This window comes from Citrobacter sp. wls619, assembly GCF_005281345.1.
Classification (GTDB): domain Bacteria; phylum Pseudomonadota; class Gammaproteobacteria; order Enterobacterales; family Enterobacteriaceae; genus Citrobacter.
Map to the genome: position 1 here is coordinate 1 of NZ_SZXJ01000027.1, position 20354 is coordinate 20354.

The following is a 20354-nucleotide window of genomic DNA, read 5'->3' on the forward strand; positions in this document are numbered from 1 at the left end:
GGGAAAGATTTTCACGCTAACTTATTGAAACCTAATCACATAGGTACTTTTAAGCACGCCTGAAAACAAGAATTTGGCTCCTCTGACTGGACTCGAACCAGTCACATACGGATTAACAGTCCGCCGTTCTACCGACTGAACTACAGAGGAATCGTGTGAACGAGGCGCATATTACTGACCTCACCATGACGTGTCAACAGTAAAATTAATACGTCATATCAATTGGTTAATTAATCTTCAAATTCAGTATTAATGCACATTTGATGAGCGAAAATGGTCTTCTTCCTGGCTATCGCGCAACCGAAGCATTGGGTTCTGGCGATAGAACTGGAAAAAACGTTGCCACAATGCCGGAAAACGCGGTGCAAACAACTCAGGGGCGCTGAAGAAATACTCGGATAATACCGCAAAGCATTCTGCAGGATCGGTTGCTGCATAGGCGTCTATACTGCAGGCCGTTTCACCCACCAGATCGATTTCATCCTGGATGTTGTTCATCGCGGCATGGAGATCGTGCTCCCAGTTCGCAATTTCCCTTAGCGGGATAGCCGGAACGCCGCTGGCGCGATCGCCATTACGCATATCAAGTTTATGCGCCACTTCATGAATAATCAGATTAAAACCGGAAGCATCGAAGGAATCCTGGATATCAAGCCAGTTCAGGATCACTGGACCCTGTTGCCAGCTTTGGCCTGACTGAACAATCCGTTGATTGTGCACCAGCCCAATATCATCTTCCCATTCGTCATCTACGACAAACGGGGCAGGGTAAATGAGGACTTCATGAAAACCATCGAGCCACTCGATGCCTAATTCCAGAACAGGCAAACAGAAAAGCAGAGCAATTCGTGCACTTTTCAGTGCGTCCAGTTCAAATCCTTGTAGTGCAACCAATCTTTTTTGCTGTAAAAAACGCTCGGCCAGGGCAATAAGCCTGGCTTGTTCTTGTTCAGTAAGATTCACCAGAAGAGGAATTGCCAGGGCATCATCCCAGGGCCAGTCATCATTCCGGGCTGTTTCTTGCTCTTTCCAGGGCCACTTAATCATCGTTTTGCTCGCAAACTCGTCACTTGAACGAAATTGACGGAACTGGGTCTGTTAAAATGCCAAATTACCTGGCATCATGGCAACCACCAGAACGGAGAGATGCCAGAGCGGCTGAATGGACCGGTCTCGAAAACCGGAGTAGGGGCAACTCTACCGGGGGTTCAAATCCCCCTCTCTCCGCCACTATTCAAACACTTGCACGCCTTGCTTTCAACGACAGCAGTCACGGATGTTTTTTTCTTTGAGTATCCTCACAAGTTTGTCGTTCTATTGCCTTCGCGATATAAAAATCCGCTTCAAATAAACAAAAAGCCCGCTTCATATGAAGCAGGCCTGATACGTTTTGTGCAAAATTAGAACTGGTAGACTAAACCAACGGCAACAATATCGTCGGTTGCGATGCCATTGCTTTCATAGAAGCTGTCATCTTCATCCAGCAGGTTGATTTTGTAGTCAACGTAGGTGGACATGTTTTTGTTGAAGTAATAAGTCACACCGACATCAACATATTTTACCAGGTCTTTGTCGACGTAACGCCAATTACCATGACTGACTCTCTGACCGCCTAAATCACTGCCTTTGGACTGCAGGTAAGATACGGACGGACGCAGACCGTAATCGAACTGGTACTGAGCCACAACTTCAAAGTTTTGCGTTTTGTTTGCGATACCGCCATTGCCTTCGCCATTACCGCCGCCGTAGTAGGTCATGTTGCGGGTTTCTGCATACATCGCTGCCAGATAAATATCATTGGCATCATATTTCGCACCAATGGTCCAGGCTTCAGCTTTATCACCGCCAGCATAGTTGTTACGGCTATTAATGCCATCGTTGTAACCGCGAGCGACCTGATTATCGGTACGGTCAGATGAAGAATACGCCGCGCCGAGGCTTAAACCAAAGTCGAAGTCATAGGAGGTAGACATACCAAACCCGTCGCCATTTTCGCGAGCCAGTTTACGGTCACCACCGTTGCCAGTACCTTCGCCTGAACCTGGGTTTTCATTATTACCCTGATACTGCAGAGCGAAGTTCAGACCGTCAACCAGACCAAAGAAGCCGTGGTTACGATAAGTGGCAACACCGTTGGTACGGCCTGTCATATAAACGTCGGTCTGGGTGTAGGTATCGCCACCGAATTCTGGCAGCATATCGGTCCACGCTTCTACGTCGTATACCACGCCATAGTTACGACCGTAATCGAAGGTGCCATATTCGCCAAAGCCTAAACCGGCGAAGCCCAGACGGGTCCACGCGTTTGAGCCTTCACCTTCGGTGCTGTTGGCCTGAACGTTATATTCCCACTGACCGTAACCCGTCAGCGTGTTATTGATCTGCGTTTCGCCTTTGAAGCCAACACGAACGTAAGTCTGGTCGCCATCACTGCTCGCATCATCAGAGAAATAATGCAAGCCGTCTACCTTACCGTACAGATCTAATTTATTGCCGTCCTTATTATAGATTTCAGCTGCATTTGCCGCGCTGGCCGCTAATAACGCGGGGACAATAATCGCCAATACTTTTCTTTTCATTATGTATTCCCTTTTGATAATAATTTAAATGAATATGTAGTACATCCAAAAACTACATTTTGATACTATCTGTGAAGTTCGTTTAATTTAAAATATAACATGTAACAATTATATATAAAGAATTTCAAAATATTTCAAAAGTGGTTTTGTATAATATATAAAGCATGATTGATGAAATTATATTTGAAAAATAAATGTATGTTTATCATAATCTTATTGGTTATATTTATATATTTATTGGGTGTATTAAATTAGTGTGGTTTATGTGTTTTGGTGGAGTGTTTAATTAATGGATGGTTTGATTTCCCGCACTAAAAATTGAAGGGTTATTATATGGAAAGAGATTCAAAAATTTTTAATAATGATGAATCTGAGACTGGCAGTGGCCTGTGATGAAAATTGTTGCTAAGGTGGTTTTCTTTCTGCACAGAGAGTTAGCGTGGAACTACAACACTGGCAGTCACAATTTGAATCATGGCTGCGTGAGAATCTTGCAGGGCAAGATGCCGCCCATGACATCTTTCATTTTCGCCGCGTGTGGATGACATCGCAAAAGCTGAGTACTGATGCTGATATTGACTGGCTGGTCGTACTGACCGCGTGCTATTTCCACGATCTTGTCAGCTTACCGAAAAATCATCCGGAACGTCATCGTTCATCGGTACTGGCTGCACAGGAAACCTGTCGTGTACTGTCACAGGACTTTCCTGAATTTCCTCAGGATCGGCTGCATGCGGTGAGTCACGCTATTGCCGCGCACAGTTTCAGCGCAAAAATTACGCCCACTACCCTTGAAGCCAAAATCGTTCAGGATGCCGATCGACTTGAGGCGCTCGGTGCTATCGGTCTGGCGCGCGTGTTCGCCGTTTCTGGCTCGCTGGGTGTGGCATTGTTTGATGCGGAAGATCCGTTTGCCCGCCAGCGCAACCTGGATGATAAACAGTACGCGCTTGATCATTTCCAGACCAAACTGCTGACGTTGCCGCTGACAATGCAAACTGAACAAGGGCGGCATCTGGCGCAGCATAATGCTGACTTCTTATTGACGTATATGGCGAAACTCAGCGCAGAATTAAAAGGAGAATATGAAATGTTGGATCTTGCGGCGATTCAACCCCTTAAAGCATATCAGTAGTCGTCATTGCTGAAACGTCAATTGCACCAATTTATGTTAACCTGTCGACTATCCATTTCGGCCGGTTAAACGTATGCAGGATAATTTTTCAGTAGCAGGCTCCATGAAACCGATGACAGATGATACCGGAGTTACCGTTCAGGTGATTTTGGCTAAGTTGCTTGAAATATACGATGTGAAAACGCTGGTTGCTCATCTAAATGGCGTCGGCGAAAACCACTGGAGTCCGGCCATCTTTAAGCGTGTGGTCGCCAATCAAACATGGCATCGCCTTAGCGATCGTGAGTTTGCTCACCTGTATTCTTTACTCCCGACGCCCCCTGCACATCATCCGCATTATGCCTTTCGGTTTATCGACCTTTTTGCCGGGATAGGCGGGATTCGCCGCGGTTTTGACGCGATAGGCGGGCAATGTGTGTTTACCAGTGAATGGAATAAACATGCTGTTCGCACCTATAAAGCGAACAACTATTGCTCTCCTGAGCAGCACCATTTTAATGAAGATATTCGCGATATCACCCTTAGCCATCATGAGGGGGTGAGTGACGAGCAGGCTGCGGAGCATATTCGTCATCACGTTCCCGAGCATGATGTCCTGCTGGCCGGCTTCCCTTGCCAGCCATTTTCGCTGGCGGGCGTATCAAAGAAAAACGCGTTAGGGCGCGCCCACGGTTTTGCCTGTGATACGCAAGGCACGCTTTTTTTTGACGTGGTGCGAATTATCGACGCACGGCGGCCGGCTATATTTGTGCTCGAAAACGTCAAAAATCTGAAGAGCCATGACCAGGGAAAAACCTTTCGCATCATCATGCAAACGCTGGATGAACTGGGCTATGACGTGGCGGATGCAGCAGATAATGGCCCGGATGATCCGAAGATTATCGATGGGCAACATTTTTTACCCCAGCATCGCGAACGTATCGTGCTCGTCGGTTTTCGGCGGGATCTGAACCTGAAGTCAGACTTTACGTTGCGCGATATTGTCAGCCGCTATCCTCAGCGCCGAACAACGCTCGCAGAGCTGCTTGAACCGACCGTTGATGCGAAATATGTGCTGACACCGGTCCTGTGGAAATACCTGTATCGTTATGCAAAAAAGCATCAGGCGCGGGGCAATGGGTTTGGCTACGGTATGGTCTATCCCGGCAACCCCGATAGCGTAACGCGCACATTATCCGCACGCTACTATAAGGATGGAGCAGAAATTTTGATTGACCGTGGCTGGGATATGGCGCTGGGGGAACAGGATTTCGATGATCCCGCCAATCAGCGACACCGTCCTCGTCGATTAACGCCAAGAGAGTGCGCTCGCCTCATGGGGTTTGAGTCTCCTCAGGGTTACCAGTTTCGTATTCCGGTATCCGATACCCAGGCTTACCGCCAGTTCGGTAATTCGGTGGTCGTCCCGGCATTTGCGGCGGTAGCCAAACTGCTGGAGCCGAAGATCAAACAGGCTGTTGCGCTCCGTGAGAAAGAACAGCAGCATGGCAGACGTTCACGATAAGGCGACACGCAGTAAAAATATGCGGGCGATAGGGACCCGTGATACGGCGATCGAAAAACGTCTGGCCGACATCCTGACGGAGCAGGGGGTAACGTTTCGCGCGCAGGGTGCCACGTTGCCCGGTCGCCCCGATTTTGTTGTGGATGACTATCGCTGCGTTCTCTTTACCCACGGCTGTTTCTGGCATCAGCACAACTGCTATCTCTTTAACGTCCCGGCAACCCGCACGGCGTTCTGGCTGGAGAAGATAGGAAAAAACGTGCTACGTGATAAGCGGGACTGCGAAAAATTACAGGCGTTGGGATGGCGGGTCTTGATTGTCTGGGAATGCGCCCTGCGTGGGCGTGAGAAACTGGGTAACGAGGCGCTGTCTGAACGGGTTATCGAGTGGATCTGCGGCGGCGGTGCCTCCGCGCAGATCGACACTCAGGGTATTCATTTACTGTAACGACTTTTCCGATGGGGCTGCGACCGCGTCCGCTTTGACAGGGAATAAGTATTTCCCCAGCGTCACCAATACTACGGCAAAAACAATGACCCCGAGCGCCAGCCACTCGATCAACGCCAGGCTTTCACCTCCCAGGCCCGTACCTAGCAGAACCGCCACTACCGGGTTGACGTAGGCATAGCTGGTGGCTAACGCCGGGCTTACATTACGGATAAGGAACATATAAGCGTTAATCGCAATAATTGAGCCGAACAGGGCGAGGTATGCCACCGCCATAAAACCGGAAAAGGTTGGCATCGCGGTCAGCTTTTCTCCACTGAGCAGCGATGCGCACATCAGTACAATACCCGCGGCTAACATTTCAATAGCACCGGCCATCATGCCAACGGGCAAGGTGATGCGTGAACCGTACACGGAGCCAAACGCCCAGCTCATTGAACCAATCAGGATTAGTACCGCCCCCCAGGGATTACCACTCAAGTTACCCCCGCTGTTAAGCATGATGATCCCGGCAAGTCCAATTGCGATCCCCATCCATTCCAGTTTGCGTGTTTTGATGCCAAAAAAGTGGCTAAAGCACAGGGTAAACAGCGGGACGGTAGCAACCACCACAGCGGCAATGCCGGAAGGGACGTTTTGATGTTCTGCGACGGTAACGAGGCCATTGCCTACCGCCAATAGCAGGATACCAATCAGTGCAGCATTCAGGAGCGGGCGCAGTGGTGGCAGCTTATGTCCGCGAATAAGTAAAAATGCGGTTAATAAAATGCCCGCAGAGAGAAAGCGCACACCAGCCATCATCAATGGCGGCCAACTTTCAACACCAATGCGAATAACGAAGTACGTGGAACCCCAAATGATGTACAGCGCGAAGAGCGCACTGAAAAGTGGTAACAATTGCCTGAAACGCATAATCCCTCACGGTGGAAATAAAAAGGTGCAACATAGTAAACGTCAAAACTATCATGCTGGCGAGATTTATAATTGCCTGCCGTTGTTAAATATTTGTTGACCAGAAAGGTCTGTTTCAGCATGGCGTGTTTTACTTCATACTTATGACGGCAAAAAAATAATATTGAGGGTTAAAATTTTGGCAGGAAGTAGCTTACTCACCTTACTCGATGATATCGCCACGCTGCTGGATGATATCTCAGTGATGGGAAAACTGGCCGCGAAAAAAACCGCGGGCGTGCTGGGAGACGATTTGTCGCTTAACGCGCAACAGGTATCGGGCGTGCGGGCGAACCGCGAGCTTCCGGTGGTCTGGAGTGTGGCCAAAGGATCTTTCGTCAACAAAGTTATCCTGGTGCCGCTGGCATTATTGATCAGCGCTTTTATTCCATGGGCGATCACGCCCTTATTGATGATTGGTGGGGCGTTCCTCTGTTTTGAGGGGGTGGAAAAAGTGCTTCACACCCTGGAAGCGCGAAAACACCAGGAAACGGCGGAAGAACGACAGCAACGTCTGACCTCTCTTGCTGCACAGGACCCACTGACGTTTGAGAAAGATAAAATCAAAGGGGCGGTACGTACCGACTTTATTTTGTCTGCGGAGATTGTGGCCATTACGTTGGGTATTGTGGCGGATGCGCCGTTGTTGAATCAGGTACTGGTTTTGTCGGGTATTGCTTTGGTGGTGACCGTTGGCGTGTATGGTCTGGTCGGCATTATTGTGAAGCTCGATGATATTGGCTATTGGCTGGCAGAAAAGCGTAGCGCACTTGCTCAGGCGCTGGGTAAGGGATTACTGGTGGTGGCTCCCTGGCTCATGAAATCACTTTCCGTGGTTGGCACGCTGGCGATGTTTTTAGTCGGCGGCGGCATTGTGGTGCACGGCATTGCACCGCTGCATCATGCAATTGAGCACTTTGCCCAACAGCAGAGTTCATTCATTGCTCTGATGCTTCCGACTCTGCTTAACCTGGTGCTCGGTTTTATTATTGGTGGGATCGTGGTGATGCTGGTAAACCTGGTTGCCAGGTTACGCGGAGTTTCGCACTAATTGTCGCGTGCTGGATTACGCAAAACGTCTCTTTGTCGTCTAAGGTGAAAAGGTTTCTCTTGATACAGGAGGCGGGTATGGTCTTTTCTGTCAGTGAGGAAGTCACCGCGAAAGAGGGTGGCCCACGCATGATCGTTACCGGGTATGCCAGCGGAATGGTGGAGTGCCGCTGGTATGACGGTTTTGGCGTCAAACGGGAGGCATTTCGTGAAGATGAACTGGTTCCTGGTGAACGCAGTTCGCTACGCCAGGATGCCTGAATACTGCAGGCTGGCGTAACCTGGTGATCTCTCAACCATTAGTTATATTTATCATTTTGGTGAGAATTATTTACTTGTCAGGCAAAAAAATTGCAGATAAGGTTGGTTTCGCATCAGATTTCCTGGTGTAACGAATTTTCAAGTGCTTCTTGCATAAGCAAGCTTGATCCCGACCCGATAAGGGCCGGGATTTTTTTCGCCCAAAGTCAGCGATTGATCTCCGTCACGCTAAAATCATGAATATCAAGCTCGAACGCGTCGGCCAGCTCATGCCATGTATGATAATCCCGGCCATCAACGCTGACGCGATCGGGGTCATCATGGCTGCGGTGAATTTCGCTCTCGCAGATTTCGTTGATAGCTTTCAATAACGCGTCCACATCGACGCTGACTTCACGTTTGGCCGTATCGCTGTACTCTTTCGCGGTTTTCATCCTCATACCTCTCAACCGTTAAGGATACCGGGGCACGTATCAGAATCTCTGATGCGTACAAGTTAAGTATAGACCGTCGAGAAAACCCGCAATCACGCGAGCAGGGCGCTGCCAGGAAAAGGAATTTGTTCTACACTGGCACAAAGCCACAGGAGGAAAACGATGAAGGTGAATGATCGGGTTACAGTCAAAACGGACGGTGGGCCGCGTCGGCCAGGCCGGGTACTGGCGATTGAAGAGTTTAGTGAAGGCACCATGTACCTGGTTTCTCTGGAAGACTACCCGCTCGGTATCTGGTTCTTTAATGAGTCAGGCCATCAGGATGGGATCTTTGTGGAAAAAGTGGAGTAATCCAGGCGCTGATTCTGACTGGTGGCGAACCCCACCAGTCAGAACGTCCTAACGCATATTCACAAAGATACCATTGGTGACGTTATCCGTGAGTCGTACAACGTGATAGATAACTTGCTTATTATGTGTCTTGATCTTTCGTTTTATATTCCCCTTATGGGATGAGACTGTCTTCGCCTTGATATTCATTTGATCGGATATCTGTATTGTTCCCTGACCGGCCATCCACATACGTAGCATGCTGGATTCGGTGCGACTTAATGATAGCGTTGGCAGGTTCACATCAATGACAATATCCACTTCCTTTTTCAGAATATCGCCAAGAAGTTCATCCAGTGAATCTGGTTTAATCGACTTAGAACTGATTAATAAATTTTTTCTGACTAAGAGATACTCATCAAAATGGACATTGGCAATCGCCATAAATACAATAAATAAAGTGCTGGGATGTTGATTAATGATTTGCTTAATTCGCTGGCTGTTATCCGGATCGTGAATAAAGCAGTCTTCATTAATAAACACCACAGACGGCTGCAGTGAGACACAGGCGACGCTGAGTTCATCAACGCTTGAAATATCGTTGATTTCCCTTTTCTTCACCCCCCGACTTACCAGATATCCGGTCAACCCTAGCCGGGTGTAACTGCATAAATCCATAATAATCGTTGACATGGCATACCCTCACTCAATGCGTAACGATAATTCCCCTTACCTGATTATTTCATCACAACTAAACGGAATAATAACCACCCAATATGACGCTTTCGCTGTTTTCAGGCGAATTTACTATCCCGTAAAGTTGCGTATAATTTGCCAGGAAACATCTTAAAGTAAAGTAAATGTTGCGTTATGTGAGTGAGACAAAAACAAATAAACCGCGACAGCGTTATCCTGGTGGATGTTGCCCGTATTTGAATTTAGGACAATCCTTAGTAAAACAGGATAAAAAATAAGGGTTATTATTTTGAAGGCATTTCACTGATGATGTCAGCCAGCAAATTAAAAATCTCACTGAATAAGCGCTCACAGAAGGGGGCAATTAATGGCATTAGCGCGGCCATTAATGAAATACCCACGGTCAGGGTGAGTGGGAAACCAATGACAAATATCGATAGCTGTGGCGCCATACGGTTTAACAAACCGAGTGCGAGGTTGAGTGTGAGCAGCAGCGTCATCACCGGCAGAGCCAGCATCAGGCCATTGAGGAAGATGAGTCCCCCCGCCCGCGCCAGTGCGAGAAAGGCATTGCTATTCACCGGATGGCCACCGATAGGCAGAGTATGGAAGGTATCTACCAACAGCGAGATAAGCCACAAGTGACCATTAAAGGTGAGGAACAGCAGCATCGCCAGCAAATCTATCAGACGTGCCAGAACGGGCATATTCAGGCGGCTGCCCGGGTCGAAGAAAGTTGCGAAGGAGAGACCCATTTGTAGCCCGATGATTTCCCCGGCGGTACGCACTGCGGCAAACGCAAATTGCATGGTGAACCCTAACGCGATGCCGATCAGGATTTGCTGCATCGCCTGCCATATCGCGCCGACAGAAAAGATAGGTACGTTTACCGGGGGAAGCAGCGGCGCGATAACCATGGTAATCATCAACCCCAGCCCCAGTTTTACTCGCTTGGGGATGGCGCGTTCGCTGAGTATCGGAGCCGTTGAAATGAGCGCCAGTATGCGCAGCAGGGGCCAGAAGTAAAGATTCAGCCAGTGGAGCCACTCAACGCTGGTCACCTGCAACATAGCGTCGTTTACCCGATGATGTAGGGAATATTGCTGAACAGCGTACGCACGTAGTCGAGCAGCAAGTTAAGCATCCACGGACCGGCAACGATGATGGCAATAAAGACCGCGACAATTTTCGGAATGAAGGACAGCGTCATTTCGTTAATCTGGGTTGCCGCCTGCAGGATACTGATGATAAGACCCGTGACGAGGGCAACCAGCAACAAAGGTGCGGCAAGGGCAAGGGCAACTTTCATCGCCTCAGTGCCCATCATCATGACCGATTCAGGAGTCATTTCGCGCCTCTAACTGTAAAAGCTTTGTGCCAGCGAGCCGACAAGCAACTGCCAGCCGTCAACCAGCACAAACAGCATGAGCTTGAATGGGAGTGCAATGGTAGCAGGTGGCACCATCATCATCCCGAGCGCCATCAGGACGCTGGCGATGACCAGATCGATTATCAGAAATGGAATGAAAATGGTAAAACCTATCTGGAATGCCGTTTTCAACTCACTGGTGACATAAGCCGGCAGCAAAATGCGCATCGGCACTGCTTCAGGTCCCTGTAACGGGCCGCTGTTTGCCAGGCGGGCGAACAGGGCCAGATCGGCTTCGCGGGTCTGACGCAGCATAAACTCACGCAACGGCTGTGCGCCTTTCTCCATGGCTTCCTGCATGGAGATCTTCTCTTCGCTGAAGGGTTGATACGCATCAACGTAGATTTTGTCGATCACCGGCGACATGATGAAGAAAGTCAAAAACAGCGCCAGTCCAAGTAAAACCTGGTTCGGCGGTGCTGACGGTGTTCCCAGCGCATTACGTAACAGACCAAAAACGATGATGATACGGGTGAAGCTGGTCATCATCAGCAAAATAGCCGGCAGGAACGTCAGCGAGGTGATAAACACCAGCGTTTGGACGGGCAACGTCCAGCTTTGTCCGCCACCGGGCAGCGGTTGGCTAACCAGACCCGGTAGTTGGGCCAGGGCTGCGGGGCTGAAAAGCCACAAACCCGTCAGCGTGAGGGATAACAAACGGCGCATCAGGATCTCCCAGGACGCTTCAGCAAACTCTTCATCATGGCCTGGAAATCCGCAGGGGAGGCCGCTTTTTCTTCTGCACTGGCAGGTGCCGGGGGGAGGGTATGCAGAACGTTGATCTGCGACGCTGTAACGCCCAGCACCAGACGCGCGTCTTCGACCTCAACAATCACCACCCGCTCACGTGGTCCTAATGAGGTACTGGCTGAAACTTTCAGTCCACGTGTACTGACGCTTTTCGGGGCGAATCCCAGGCGCTTAATCAGCCAGGCGGCTCCCAGGATCAACACAATGATCCCCAGCAGCGCGCCGCTGACCTGCACTAATGGTGAACCGGGTACAGCAGCGGGCTGAGCGACGGTGGCCTGGGTATTCATGGTTAACGGCTCAGACGACGCATACGTTCTGATGGGGTAATAATGTCAGTAATACGGACACCGTATTTATCTGCAACTACCACAACTTCACCCTGAGCAATCAAATAACCGTTGATCAGAATATCCAGCGGCTCGCCCGCCAGACCGTCCAGCGCGACGACCGAGCCCTGCGTCAGGCGCAGCAGTTCTTTGATGGTCATGCGGGTGCGGCCCAATTCAACGGTCAGCTTGACCGGAATATCCATGATCAGGTCGATATCCTGCAGCGCGCCGCTGACGTCGCCGCCACCTAACTGCTGGAATACCGCATCGGCCGCACTTTTGGTGGTCGTTGTTTTTTGCTCGTTTAACGCGTCAGCCCACAGATCGTCCAATGCACCAGTGTTCTCATCGGACGGATTATTCATGTCACTCATTTGGGCTGTTCCTCATTCAGCGAATTCAAAATCGGGTTTATCAAATGTTCTACGCGTAACGCGTACTGACCATTTACGGTGCCATATTGGCTGGTCAGCACAGGTACGCCGTCCACATGAGCAATAATGCGGTCGGGTTTTTCAATCGGCAGTACATCGCCGGGTTTCAGCTTCAAAATCTGGGACAGCCGCAGCGGAATGTCAGCAAAGTTTGCAACCAGTTCCAGCTCAGAATGCTGAACCTGACGCACCAGATTATTGCGCCAGTTCTGATCTTCATTACGCGAGTTTTCCAGCGGCGGGTTTACCAGCAGTTCACGTAAAGGCTCAATCATGCTGAATGGCAGACAGATGTTAAATTCACCGGTCAGGTTGCCGATTTCAACGTGGAACGGGGTGTTCACCACGATGTCGTTCGGGGAGGTGGTGATATTGGTAAACTTCACCTGCATCTCGGAACGGACATATTCCACTTCCAGCGGGTTGATAGCCTTCCACGCGTCGCTGTAGCTTTCCAGCGCCAGTTTCAGCATGCGGTTGATTACGCGTTGTTCAGTGTGCGTAAATTCACGGCCTTCGACTTTCGTCGGGAAACGACCATCACCGCCGAACAGGTTATCTACGGCGATAAACACCAGACTCGGTGAGAACACCACCAGACCTGTCCCGCGTAGCGGTTTCAGGTGGATTAAGTTCAGGTTGGTCGGAACCGGTAAGTTACGCGCAAACTCGTGGTATGGCTGGATACGGATCGCACCCACGGTAATATCCGGGCTGCGGCGTAGCAGGTTAAATAACCCCATACGGAACTGGCGCGCAAAGCGTTCGTTAATGATCTCCAGCGCCTGCAAACGCTCACGAACGACGCGGCGCTGAGTGTTGGGATCATAAGGACGAATATCGCTTTCTTTTGCGATACCGGAAATAGGTTCGTCTTTAGTTTCGCTATCGCCGTTAAGCAATGCGTCGATTTCAGCCTGAGAAAGAATACTGTCGCCCATGTCTTTACCGCAGAATAAAAGCTGTATAAAGAACGTCGGTGACAACCTGTTTCGGCTGCCCGACAACGAGCGGAGTCGCGAGCGTCTCTTTGATAGCGGCAATCAGCTGCTGTTTGCCTTCTTCTGTTGCGAGCGTGGCTGCGTTCTGGCGAGAGAACAATAACAGCAGACGGCTGCGCACTTCTGGCAGATATTCGTTAAGACGCGAGCGTGTCGCCTCGTCTTTCATGCGCAGTGTGATACCGATATACAGCACGCGATCCGCATCACCTAAATTGACGGTAAACGTATCCAGTGCAAAGAACACTGGGGCAGGCGGTGGAGCCGGTTCCGCTTTTACGCTGGCGGACGGCTGCTGCTGCATGCGCCAGTAGCTATAGCCCGCAGTAGCGAGGGCGGCGAGCGTAATTAACACCAGCAGAGGGATCCAAATAGCGCGTTTACTCTTTTTGTTAATCGCGGAGTCAGTCATCAGATACGGGCTTCCTGTTTCGGTACAGCTTATAGGCTGATTATCCCGTGTCCTGACCACGACAAAGCGTGGAAAAGACGCGGATAATCATGCTACCTCTGGCGTTAGGCGAAGATGTCTACTGCACCATCACCGCGAGCCGCGGCTTGCAGTGCAGCAGGTGTGGCCAGAACGGCATCATCTTCGGGAGCAAAAATATCTTGTCCATGCGCACGCCCAGCCTGTTGTTGCTGTGAAGACGACTGTTGCTGACCGGCGAAACTTTCGCTGCTGATACTGCTTTGCCCCAGTTGGATCCCGCTTTCAGCCAACTGTGTGCGTAGCATGGGTAATGCCGCTTCCAGCGCCGCGCGAACGTGGCTATGGGGCGAGACCATTTGCAGTTGCGCCATGTTGTCATCGAGCTTGAGGGAAATCTGCACTTGCCCCAGATCCTGCGGATGCAAGCGCAGTTCCGCACTTTGCTGGCCCTGGCGGGTGAACAGCGTGACGTGTTGACTCAGTGATTGCTGCCATTCATGGCTTCCCAGCGGGGCACTCAATACCGGTGCCGCGGCAGTCGGTAACGGCTGCGCATGTGTCTGTGTGCCAGCCAGCGGAGCTATTGTTGCGCCAACGCTGGTTGGTGACGGTGAACTTTCAATCTCCGCGCGCGTGGCTGCCGCTGCCGTTAATGGGGTTAAACCCGCATTGTTGGTCTGATCCGCGCCACTGGCATGCATCGCTGTCTCTGATTTACCTTTTTTCCCTTCGCCGGTCAGTAATTCACTGGCGCTATCGGCAGTCGTGCTGGGGGTATTACCACGTAACAGTACCGACAGCGTCGCATCCGCCGGTGCTGGAGAAGTATCAACAGCCGGAGTGGTTACCTGTTGCCCCGGTAGCATAGCGAACAGCGCACTCAGGTTGGCGAGATCGTCATCGCTCAGACGGGCTGTTTTTTCATCCTGCTGTGCGGTTTTGCCCAGTGTTGTCAGGGCATTAACCTTCAGTGACGGCGTGAGCGCAGACAGCAACTGTTGTGCATCAGTCAGGTCGGCCAGCGACGTCCCGGTTTGGACCTCTTTTTGTGCCAGCAGATCGGCTAATTTTACCGTCTGCGCGGTATCACCATTCTTTTGCAATAACCCTTTTTGCAGTTTGCTACCAGCCGCCTGTAAATCAGCCAGCGACAGCGGGGCGTCTTTACCCTGTGCATCGCCTGCACCTAATGCACCTGCCAGCAACGCTAAAAAATCCTCAGGGGAATCTACCGCTTTGCCTGACTGAAGACCTGCGGCTACGTCGGTGTCGGTGGTAATCAGTTGGGGTAACGTAATCATTCGGGTTTCCTCATAGCTGCACGCTGAGCAAATTCATCCATTTTTTTCTGATCCAGACGGTTTTCAGCCAGTAACGCGGCGGTGGTTTGCCGGTCCTGCAGAGTCTGCCATGCCTGCAGTCGCTGCTTTTTATCGCGCCAACTGCTCAACGCCTGGTCTACTTTCTGCGTCCATTGGTTGAGTTGTTGGCGATGTTGCTCAATCGCTTTTTCCAGCGTCTGAATAAATTGTTGATAGTTAATCCAGCGATTACTGGTAATACCCTGACCCATATCGCTATTCAGGTTGTTGCGATATTCATGCTGATAATCGATCAGCATCTTCAACTGCTCTTCCGCCTGCTGACATCCGCGGCGCATCTCGCCTAATAAGATAGCTGCGTCATCGACTTCTTTTTCAGCCAGGTCTTTAAGTGTTGCCAACGCACCATGTTGTGCCATGACCTATGCTCTCCTGCTTAATCACACACCAGGGAAAATCAGATCCAAAGCCTGCAGGGAGTCCTCCCAGTCGGCTCGTTCAAAGATGCCTTGCTGTAAAAATGCTTCCAGCTGTGGCCATAAGGCAATGGCTTTATCCAGCATGGGATCGCTGCCTTTGGCGTAGGCGCCTACGCTGACCAGATCGCGGTTACGCTGGAAACTGGACAATAGCTGTTTAAAGTTGCGTACCCGCGCATAATGTTTCTCGCTGATCAAAGCGGTCATTGCGCGGCTGATTGAGGCTTCAATATCAATGGCCGGATAGTGACCCGCTTCTGCCAGATGACGGGACAACACAATGTGGCCGTCGAGAATCGCGCGGGCGGAATCAGCAATGGGGTCCTGTTGGTCATCGCCTTCGGTCAGTACGGTATAAAATGCGGTCACGGAACCGCCGCCATGAATACCGTTTCCGGCCCGTTCAACCAGTGCGGGCAATTTAGCAAACACCGACGGCGGATAGCCTTTCGTTGCCGGAGGTTCGCCAATCGCCAGGGCAATTTCACGCTGCGCCATCGCATAACGGGTGAGGGAATCCATAATCAGCAGCACGTGCTGACCGCGGTCGCGAAAATCTTCGGCGATGCGCGTGGCGTAGGCTGCACCCTGCATACGCAATAGTGGTGAAACGTCCGCCGGAGCGGCAATCACCACCGAGCGCGCACGTCCCTCGGCGCCAAGAATATTTTCAATAAAATCTTTAACTTCGCGTCCACGTTCGCCAATCAGACCGACAACAATGACGTCAGCCTGGGTATAGCGTGCCATCATGCCGAGCAGGACGCTTTTACCCACACCGGAACCAGCGAAAAGCCCCATTCGCTGACCGCGACCGACGGTTAACAGCGCATTGATAGGCCGTACGCCAGTATCCAGCACGTGTTCAATCGGGGTACGTTGCAGGGGGTTAAACGGCGGGGTGATTAGCGCCCCTGTTTCCGTGGTGTCGGGTGCAGGCAGCCCATCAAGCGGCTTTCCGCTGCCATCGAGCACACGCCCCAGCAGGGCAGGACCCAGCGGTAATTGTTTCCCGCTTTGCAGCCCTTCGCCGGCGATGTTTTTCGCGTATACGCGCGCGCCCGGCAGAACGCCTTCGACCTCTTCGAGCGGCATCAGAAACAGGCGTTGACCATTAAAACCGACCACTTCGCTTTCAACTTCCTGGGTTTCGTTGCCATCCTGACGCTCAATAACACAGGTGGCACCCAGCGGTAACTGCAGTCCCGTGGCTTCCAGTACCAGCCCGGTGGCGCGGGTCAGACGCCCGTAACGACGCACCGCAGGCAGCAGCGACATTTTCTCTTCGAAGTTGTCCAGCGTGTTGAGCCAGCGAGTCAGGCGAGTGGTCATTACACGACTCCCGGCGCTGCCAGACGGCAGAGCTCTTGCCAGCGGGTGGCAACACTGGCGTCCAGATCGCCTTCGTCAGCAGAGACTTTACAGCCACCGTGATGCAGCGTTGGATCGCCACGCAGTCGCCAGCCGTGCAGGCTGAGGGTCGCCCCCAGCATCTCTTCCACTCGTTGCAGATCGTCCGGATGGACGCGCAACTGCGGTTTACCACTAAACAGCGGCTCCTGTTGCAACAGCTGTTGGATTTGCTTAATCAGCGCGGCGTTATCGACGATGGGCGTCTGACCGATAACCTGGCGCGCCGCTTCCAGTGCCATCTGCATCAGGCGCGAGGCAATGACGCTGTCCAGTGCGTCCAGCGTATTCTGAAACTCGCTCACCAGTTGCTGCATGCGGGCATGGATCGGCGCATGCTGCGCGCGAGCCTGGTTCTGACCTTGTTCCAGCCCCTGGGCCAGTCCGTCCTGATAACCTTGTTCGTGTCCTTTTTGCCGACCTTCAGCCAGGCCGGCGTTATATCCTTGCTCATGGGCCTGGAGCTGCATTTGCGCCAACTGCTGCTCAAGCTGTTGTTCAGCAGATAGCTGTGGCTCTTCTGTCTCGTCGGACGGCTGATCGTCGGTATGATCGGCCAGTACAAACTCCGCCATTGGCGGGGCGAGGTCGTCAGGCGTCCAGACTTTCCATGGCAGATCGTTAGACATAGGTATCCTCGCCGCTGCCGATCACCATCTCGCCGGTCTCGGCCAGACGACGTACGATAAGCAGAATCGCTTTCTGTTCGTTTTCTACCTGCGACAAACGTACCGGACCGCGGTTGGCAAGATCGTCGCGCAGGATATCGGCGGCACGCTGCGACATGTTGCGCAGGAACTTCTCGCGCAATGGTTGCTCGGCACCTTTCAGGGCTATCAGCAGCGATTCGGAATCCACTTCCTGCAACAGACGCTGGATGCTGCGATCGTCGACATCCACCAGATTTTCGAACAGGAACATCTCGTCGATAATTTTCTGCGCCAGCTCGCCGTCGAATTCGCGCACCGCGGTAATAACCGCTTCTTCCTGTTGCGTCTTCATCAGGTTGATAATTTCTGCTGCTGTCCTCACGCCGCCCATTTTGCTGCGCTTGAGGTTCTGGCCGTCGAGCAATCCGTTCAGCACTTCGGTCAGTTCTGCCAGCGCGGCAGGCTGTACGCCGCCGAAGGTGGCGATACGCAGCATCACGTCGTGACGTAAACGCTCGTCGAACAGCGCCAGAATATCGGCAGCCTGGCCCCGTTTCAGGTGCACCAGAATGGTGGCGATAATCTGCGGATGCTCGTCGCGGATAAGGTCGGCGGCGCTTTGCGGCTCCATAAAGTTGAGCGTTTCAATACCGCTGGTGGTATCGCGGGTTTCCAGAATATCTTCCAGCAGGCTGGAGGCGCGTTCCTCACCCAGCGCTTTCACCAGCACGGAGCGCAGGTATTCGTTGGCGTTGATATTCAGCGCGGCAAACTGTTCTGCTTCTTGCTCAAACTCGGCCAGAACCTCCGTCAACTGCTTGTTGGAGATCTGACGCACGTTGGCCATTGCCGTACTGAGGGCCTGCACTTCGCGCGTGGAAAGGTGCTTAAAGACCTCCGCCGCGCGATCTTCGCCAATGGTCATCAATAAGATGACGCTTTTATCGGTGCCGCTAAGATTACTCATGTTCGTTATTTATCCACTGGCGAATGACCAGCGCCACGACGCGCGGATCGTTATCAGACATTTCACGGATACGCTGGCTCATGACTTCAGCACCCAGACGCTGGTTGTTACGGCGCTGCTGGGTCTGCTCGTCTTTGCTGAGGCGAACTTCAACTGCTTCTTCCGTTTCCTGGCGAATACGTGTTTGTTCTTGTGCGGCTTTGACCTCTTCGCTACGACGCATCAACTGCGGACGCACCGCTTTACGCCACAGGACCCAGGCCACCAGCAGAACCAGTAACCAACGACCGGCTACCATCAGCTGTTCAATAAAGGACTGCTGCTGCCAGAACGGAAGCTCTCCGCCCGTGTCATCACTCGCGGTGAAGGGGGAATTCACGACATTCAGGGTATCGCCGCGTTTTTCAGAGAAGCCCATGGCCTCGCGGGTCAGGTCCTCAATTTGTTTCATTTGGTCAGCGGTTAAGGGCAGCGGTTTGCCATCCGGCAACGTTTTATAGTTGACCACTACAGCTACCGACAGGCGCTGCACATCACCCACATTCATCTTGGTGTGGCGAATGGTACGATCAACTTCATAGTTGCTGGTTTCGTTACGCTGCGTGCTGCGCGGGCCGGCATTGGCGTTATTCGCCGTTTGCGTGGTTTGCGCATTCTGCGCATTTTGCTGATTTGCCGGTGGCGTATTAATCGGGGCCGTATTCGCCGGGGCGGGTTGGTTAGACAGTGCGCCCGGTACGCCGCCAGGCGCTCCGCTTCCTATCTGCTCGCTGACGTTAAGCTGGCGTGAACGCAGAACAGCCTGTGAGTCGTCGCCATTTGGGCTGTACTTTTCTTCGGTTTGCTCTTTGTTGGCGAAATCCAGCTGTGCCGTAACCTGCGCGTGTACGTTGCCGTTACCGACAATTGGCGACAGGATTGATTCAATACGACGCTGTACGCGACCTTCAACATCGCTGGCATATTTCAGCTGCGCATCGTTCAGGTCGCGGCTGCTGGTGTTCGACTGGGTTAACAGATGTCCTGCCTGATCGACCAGCGTCACGTTGCCCGGCGGCAAGCCTGCGACAGCGCTGGAGACCAGATGCGTTACCGCGCTAATCTGACCTTCGTCCAGTGCCCGACCCGGTTCCAGGTTTACCGTGACGGAGGCAGAAGGGGCCTTTTGTTCACGTACGAACAGTGATGGTTTGGGCATCGCAAGATGGACACGGGCGCGTTTTACCGGTCCCAGGGTTTCAATGGTACGGGCTAATTCGCCTTCCAGCGCTCGCTGGTAATTGACCTGCTCGCTAAACTGGCTGATACCAAACTTTTCCTGGTCCAGTAACTCAAAGCCCACCGCGCCGCCTTTCGGCAGCCCTTGCTGTGCCAGACGTAAACGCAGTTCGTGAACTTTATCCGCAGGGACTTCAATGGCGCCGCTTCCCTCAGTGAAACGATAAGGAACGTTCATCTGCGTCAACTGCGTGACAATCGCGCCACCGTCCTGATCGGATAAGTTACTGAACAGTGTGCGGTAGTCAGGTGTTTTGGCCCACAGGACCATCGCAACGATGATAGCGACGGCAGCGGCACCCGCCACAATCAGAGGGATTTTGGGATTCGCGCGCAGGCGATTTAACCACTCGAGAGGTTTCAGTTGGGTTGCAGTCGATGCTGTCGCACTCATCTCGCACCTCGTGGCTTATCGTGGACGGCGTTTTTTGCAAAGTGGAACAAGACTCACTCCCGGGTCAGCAAACTCGAAAAATTGACG

General features: G+C 52.0%; 24 protein-coding genes and 2 tRNA genes. 7 read left to right on the plus strand and 19 right to left on the minus strand.

Annotated features, from left to right (window positions below; genetic code table 11):
* Nucleotides 1-74 precede the first annotated feature (74 nt).
* Together FDX19_RS02665 and mtfA are read right to left on the minus strand one after the other, a co-directional pair.
* Nucleotides 75-150 (minus strand) — tRNA-Asn (locus FDX19_RS02665).
* Nucleotides 151-249: 99 nt separating this feature from the next.
* Entirely contained in the window at nt 250-1047 is a 798-nt protein-coding gene (mtfA, locus tag FDX19_RS02670) for a DgsA anti-repressor MtfA (protein WP_137381513.1), read from the minus strand.
* Nucleotides 1048-1140: 93 nt separating this feature from the next.
* On the opposite strand from mtfA, the gene FDX19_RS02675 reads away from it, so the two are divergent.
* Nucleotides 1141-1230, plus strand: a tRNA-Ser gene (locus tag FDX19_RS02675).
* Nucleotides 1231-1400: 170 nt separating this feature from the next.
* On the opposite strand, the gene ompC is transcribed toward FDX19_RS02675, so the two are convergent.
* Nucleotides 1401-2579: a porin OmpC gene (ompC, locus tag FDX19_RS02680; RefSeq protein WP_137381514.1), complete on the minus strand. Its 1179-nt coding sequence runs from the start codon at nt 2577-2579 to the stop codon at nt 1401-1403.
* A gap of 439 nt (nt 2580-3018) precedes the next feature.
* Between ompC and FDX19_RS02685 the strand changes: the two genes are divergently transcribed.
* From FDX19_RS02685 to FDX19_RS02695, 3 genes are all read left to right on the plus strand, one after another.
* On the plus strand, nt 3019-3714 hold the full coding sequence (locus FDX19_RS02685; protein ID WP_137381515.1) for a phosphohydrolase: 696 nt from the start codon (nt 3019-3021) through the stop codon (nt 3712-3714).
* A 103-nt stretch (nt 3715-3817) separates the two neighbouring features.
* On the plus strand, nt 3818-5218 hold the full coding sequence (locus FDX19_RS02690) for a DNA cytosine methyltransferase (RefSeq protein ID WP_137381516.1): 1401 nt from the start codon (nt 3818-3820) through the stop codon (nt 5216-5218).
* Nucleotides 5199-5666, plus strand: coding sequence for a very short patch repair endonuclease (locus FDX19_RS02695; protein WP_137381517.1), 468 nt, complete (start codon nt 5199-5201; stop codon nt 5664-5666). Before FDX19_RS02690 ends, FDX19_RS02695 begins: the two co-directional genes overlap by 20 nt.
* On the opposite strand, the gene yedA is transcribed toward FDX19_RS02695, so the two are convergent.
* Nucleotides 5658-6578, minus strand: a complete 921-nt coding sequence (yedA, locus tag FDX19_RS02700; RefSeq protein ID WP_137381518.1) for a drug/metabolite exporter YedA — start codon at nt 6576-6578, stop codon at nt 5658-5660. The two genes, FDX19_RS02695 and yedA, sit on opposite strands and share 9 nt — an antisense overlap.
* A gap of 175 nt (nt 6579-6753) precedes the next feature.
* On the opposite strand from yedA, the gene FDX19_RS02705 reads away from it, so the two are divergent.
* Both FDX19_RS02705 and FDX19_RS02710 read left to right on the plus strand, forming a co-directional pair.
* Nucleotides 6754-7668 carry a DUF808 domain-containing protein gene (locus FDX19_RS02705; RefSeq protein ID WP_170974345.1) on the plus strand — a complete coding sequence of 305 codons (915 nt, stop codon included), beginning with the start codon at nt 6754-6756 and terminating at the stop codon, nt 7666-7668.
* A 77-nt stretch (nt 7669-7745) separates the two neighbouring features.
* The gene (locus FDX19_RS02710) at nt 7746-7928 is read left to right on the plus strand and encodes a YodC family protein (RefSeq protein WP_137381520.1); all 183 of its coding nucleotides are present in this window, start codon (nt 7746-7748) and stop codon (nt 7926-7928) included.
* Between the two features lie 206 nt (nt 7929-8134).
* Here the strand turns inward: FDX19_RS02710 and yodD are convergent, their stop codons facing one another.
* Nucleotides 8135-8362 (minus strand): YodD family peroxide/acid resistance protein, encoded by a 228-nt coding sequence (gene yodD, locus FDX19_RS02715; protein WP_137381521.1) that lies wholly within the window; start codon nt 8360-8362, stop codon nt 8135-8137.
* Between the two features lie 162 nt (nt 8363-8524).
* Between yodD and dsrB the strand changes: the two genes are divergently transcribed.
* Nucleotides 8525-8713 (plus strand): protein DsrB, encoded by a 189-nt coding sequence (gene dsrB / locus FDX19_RS02720; protein WP_005127768.1) that lies wholly within the window; start codon nt 8525-8527, stop codon nt 8711-8713.
* Between the two features lie 48 nt (nt 8714-8761).
* Here the strand turns inward: dsrB and rcsA are convergent, their stop codons facing one another.
* The 14 genes from rcsA to fliF all read right to left on the minus strand — a co-directional run bounded on the left by rcsA (nt 8762) and on the right by fliF (nt 20267).
* Nucleotides 8762-9385, minus strand: a complete 624-nt coding sequence (gene rcsA, locus FDX19_RS02725) for a transcriptional regulator RcsA (RefSeq protein WP_048211304.1) — start codon at nt 9383-9385, stop codon at nt 8762-8764.
* Between the two features lie 287 nt (nt 9386-9672).
* Nucleotides 9673-10458: a flagellar biosynthetic protein FliR gene (fliR, locus tag FDX19_RS02730; RefSeq protein ID WP_137381522.1), complete on the minus strand. Its 786-nt coding sequence runs from the start codon at nt 10456-10458 to the stop codon at nt 9673-9675.
* Between the two features lie 8 nt (nt 10459-10466).
* Nucleotides 10467-10736 (minus strand): flagellar biosynthesis protein FliQ, encoded by a 270-nt coding sequence (gene fliQ, locus FDX19_RS02735; RefSeq protein ID WP_003030425.1) that lies wholly within the window; start codon nt 10734-10736, stop codon nt 10467-10469.
* 9 nt (nt 10737-10745) lie between these two features.
* Nucleotides 10746-11483 (minus strand): flagellar type III secretion system pore protein FliP, encoded by a 738-nt coding sequence (fliP, locus tag FDX19_RS02740; protein ID WP_005127763.1) that lies wholly within the window; start codon nt 11481-11483, stop codon nt 10746-10748.
* Nucleotides 11483-11857 carry a flagellar biosynthetic protein FliO gene (gene fliO, locus FDX19_RS02745; RefSeq protein ID WP_137381523.1) on the minus strand — a complete coding sequence of 125 codons (375 nt, stop codon included), beginning with the start codon at nt 11855-11857 and terminating at the stop codon, nt 11483-11485. The genes fliP and fliO overlap by 1 nt, the downstream gene beginning before the upstream one ends.
* A 2-nt stretch (nt 11858-11859) precedes the next feature.
* Entirely contained in the window at nt 11860-12273 is a 414-nt protein-coding gene (fliN, locus tag FDX19_RS02750; protein WP_005127761.1) for a flagellar motor switch protein FliN, read from the minus strand.
* Nucleotides 12270-13274, minus strand: coding sequence for a flagellar motor switch protein FliM (gene fliM, locus FDX19_RS02755; RefSeq protein ID WP_003030434.1), 1005 nt, complete (start codon nt 13272-13274; stop codon nt 12270-12272). Before fliM ends, fliN begins: the two co-directional genes overlap by 4 nt.
* Nucleotides 13275-13278: 4 nt before the next feature.
* Nucleotides 13279-13746 (minus strand): flagellar basal body-associated protein FliL, encoded by a 468-nt coding sequence (fliL, locus tag FDX19_RS02760; RefSeq protein WP_048211308.1) that lies wholly within the window; start codon nt 13744-13746, stop codon nt 13279-13281.
* A 104-nt stretch (nt 13747-13850) separates the two neighbouring features.
* Nucleotides 13851-15068 carry a flagellar hook length control protein FliK gene (gene fliK, locus FDX19_RS02765; RefSeq protein WP_137381524.1) on the minus strand — a complete coding sequence of 406 codons (1218 nt, stop codon included), beginning with the start codon at nt 15066-15068 and terminating at the stop codon, nt 13851-13853.
* Nucleotides 15065-15508, minus strand: a complete 444-nt coding sequence (gene fliJ, locus FDX19_RS02770; protein ID WP_005127756.1) for a flagellar export protein FliJ — start codon at nt 15506-15508, stop codon at nt 15065-15067. The genes fliK and fliJ overlap by 4 nt, the downstream gene beginning before the upstream one ends.
* Nucleotides 15509-15529: 21 nt before the next feature.
* Nucleotides 15530-16900 carry a flagellar protein export ATPase FliI gene (fliI, locus tag FDX19_RS02775; RefSeq protein ID WP_005127755.1) on the minus strand — a complete coding sequence of 457 codons (1371 nt, stop codon included), beginning with the start codon at nt 16898-16900 and terminating at the stop codon, nt 15530-15532.
* Nucleotides 16900-17607, minus strand: coding sequence for a flagellar assembly protein FliH (gene fliH, locus FDX19_RS02780; protein WP_005127753.1), 708 nt, complete (start codon nt 17605-17607; stop codon nt 16900-16902). The genes fliI and fliH overlap by 1 nt, the downstream gene beginning before the upstream one ends.
* The gene (gene fliG, locus FDX19_RS02785; RefSeq protein ID WP_048211311.1) at nt 17600-18595 is read right to left on the minus strand and encodes a flagellar motor switch protein FliG; all 996 of its coding nucleotides are present in this window, start codon (nt 18593-18595) and stop codon (nt 17600-17602) included. The genes fliH and fliG overlap by 8 nt, the downstream gene beginning before the upstream one ends.
* Complete coding sequence (gene fliF, locus FDX19_RS02790) at nt 18588-20267, minus strand: flagellar basal-body MS-ring/collar protein FliF (protein WP_137381525.1); 1680 nt, start codon at nt 20265-20267, stop codon at nt 18588-18590. The genes fliG and fliF overlap by 8 nt, the downstream gene beginning before the upstream one ends.
* Nucleotides 20268-20354: the final 87 nt, after the last annotated feature.

Excerpts from the sequence above, each read along its gene's own strand:
- mtfA (WP_137381513.1), bottom strand. The coding sequence starts at position 1,047 with ATGATTAAGTGGCCCTGGAAAGAGCAAGAAACAGCCCGGAATGATGAC.
- ompC (WP_137381514.1), bottom strand. The coding sequence starts at position 2,579 with ATGAAAAGAAAAGTATTGGCGATTATTGTCCCCGCGTTATTAGCGGCC.
- FDX19_RS02690 (WP_137381516.1), top strand. The coding sequence starts at position 3,818 with ATGAAACCGATGACAGATGATACCGGAGTTACCGTTCAGGTGATTTTG.
- FDX19_RS02695 (WP_137381517.1), top strand. The coding sequence starts at position 5,199 with ATGGCAGACGTTCACGATAAGGCGACACGCAGTAAAAATATGCGGGCG.
- yedA (WP_137381518.1), bottom strand. The coding sequence starts at position 6,578 with ATGCGTTTCAGGCAATTGTTACCACTTTTCAGTGCGCTCTTCGCGCTG.
- FDX19_RS02710 (WP_137381520.1), top strand. The coding sequence starts at position 7,746 with ATGGTCTTTTCTGTCAGTGAGGAAGTCACCGCGAAAGAGGGTGGCCCA.
- yodD (WP_137381521.1), bottom strand. The coding sequence starts at position 8,362 with ATGAAAACCGCGAAAGAGTACAGCGATACGGCCAAACGTGAAGTCAGC.
- dsrB (WP_005127768.1), top strand. The coding sequence starts at position 8,525 with ATGAAGGTGAATGATCGGGTTACAGTCAAAACGGACGGTGGGCCGCGT.
- rcsA (WP_048211304.1), bottom strand. The coding sequence starts at position 9,385 with ATGTCAACGATTATTATGGATTTATGCAGTTACACCCGGCTAGGGTTG.
- fliR (WP_137381522.1), bottom strand. The coding sequence starts at position 10,458 with ATGTTGCAGGTGACCAGCGTTGAGTGGCTCCACTGGCTGAATCTTTAC.
- fliQ (WP_003030425.1), bottom strand. The coding sequence starts at position 10,736 with ATGACTCCTGAATCGGTCATGATGATGGGCACTGAGGCGATGAAAGTT.
- fliP (WP_005127763.1), bottom strand. The coding sequence starts at position 11,483 with ATGCGCCGTTTGTTATCCCTCACGCTGACGGGTTTGTGGCTTTTCAGC.
- fliO (WP_137381523.1), bottom strand. The coding sequence starts at position 11,857 with ATGAATACCCAGGCCACCGTCGCTCAGCCCGCTGCTGTACCCGGTTCA.
- fliN (WP_005127761.1), bottom strand. The coding sequence starts at position 12,273 with ATGAGTGACATGAATAATCCGTCCGATGAGAACACTGGTGCATTGGAC.
- fliM (WP_003030434.1), bottom strand. The coding sequence starts at position 13,274 with ATGGGCGACAGTATTCTTTCTCAGGCTGAAATCGACGCATTGCTTAAC.
- fliL (WP_048211308.1), bottom strand. The coding sequence starts at position 13,746 with ATGACTGACTCCGCGATTAACAAAAAGAGTAAACGCGCTATTTGGATC.
- fliK (WP_137381524.1), bottom strand. The coding sequence starts at position 15,068 with ATGATTACGTTACCCCAACTGATTACCACCGACACCGACGTAGCCGCA.
- fliJ (WP_005127756.1), bottom strand. The coding sequence starts at position 15,508 with ATGGCACAACATGGTGCGTTGGCAACACTTAAAGACCTGGCTGAAAAA.
- fliI (WP_005127755.1), bottom strand. The coding sequence starts at position 16,900 with ATGACCACTCGCCTGACTCGCTGGCTCAACACGCTGGACAACTTCGAA.
- fliH (WP_005127753.1), bottom strand. The coding sequence starts at position 17,607 with ATGTCTAACGATCTGCCATGGAAAGTCTGGACGCCTGACGACCTCGCC.
- fliG (WP_048211311.1), bottom strand. The coding sequence starts at position 18,595 with ATGAGTAATCTTAGCGGCACCGATAAAAGCGTCATCTTATTGATGACC.
- fliF (WP_137381525.1), bottom strand. The coding sequence starts at position 20,267 with ATGAGTGCGACAGCATCGACTGCAACCCAACTGAAACCTCTCGAGTGG.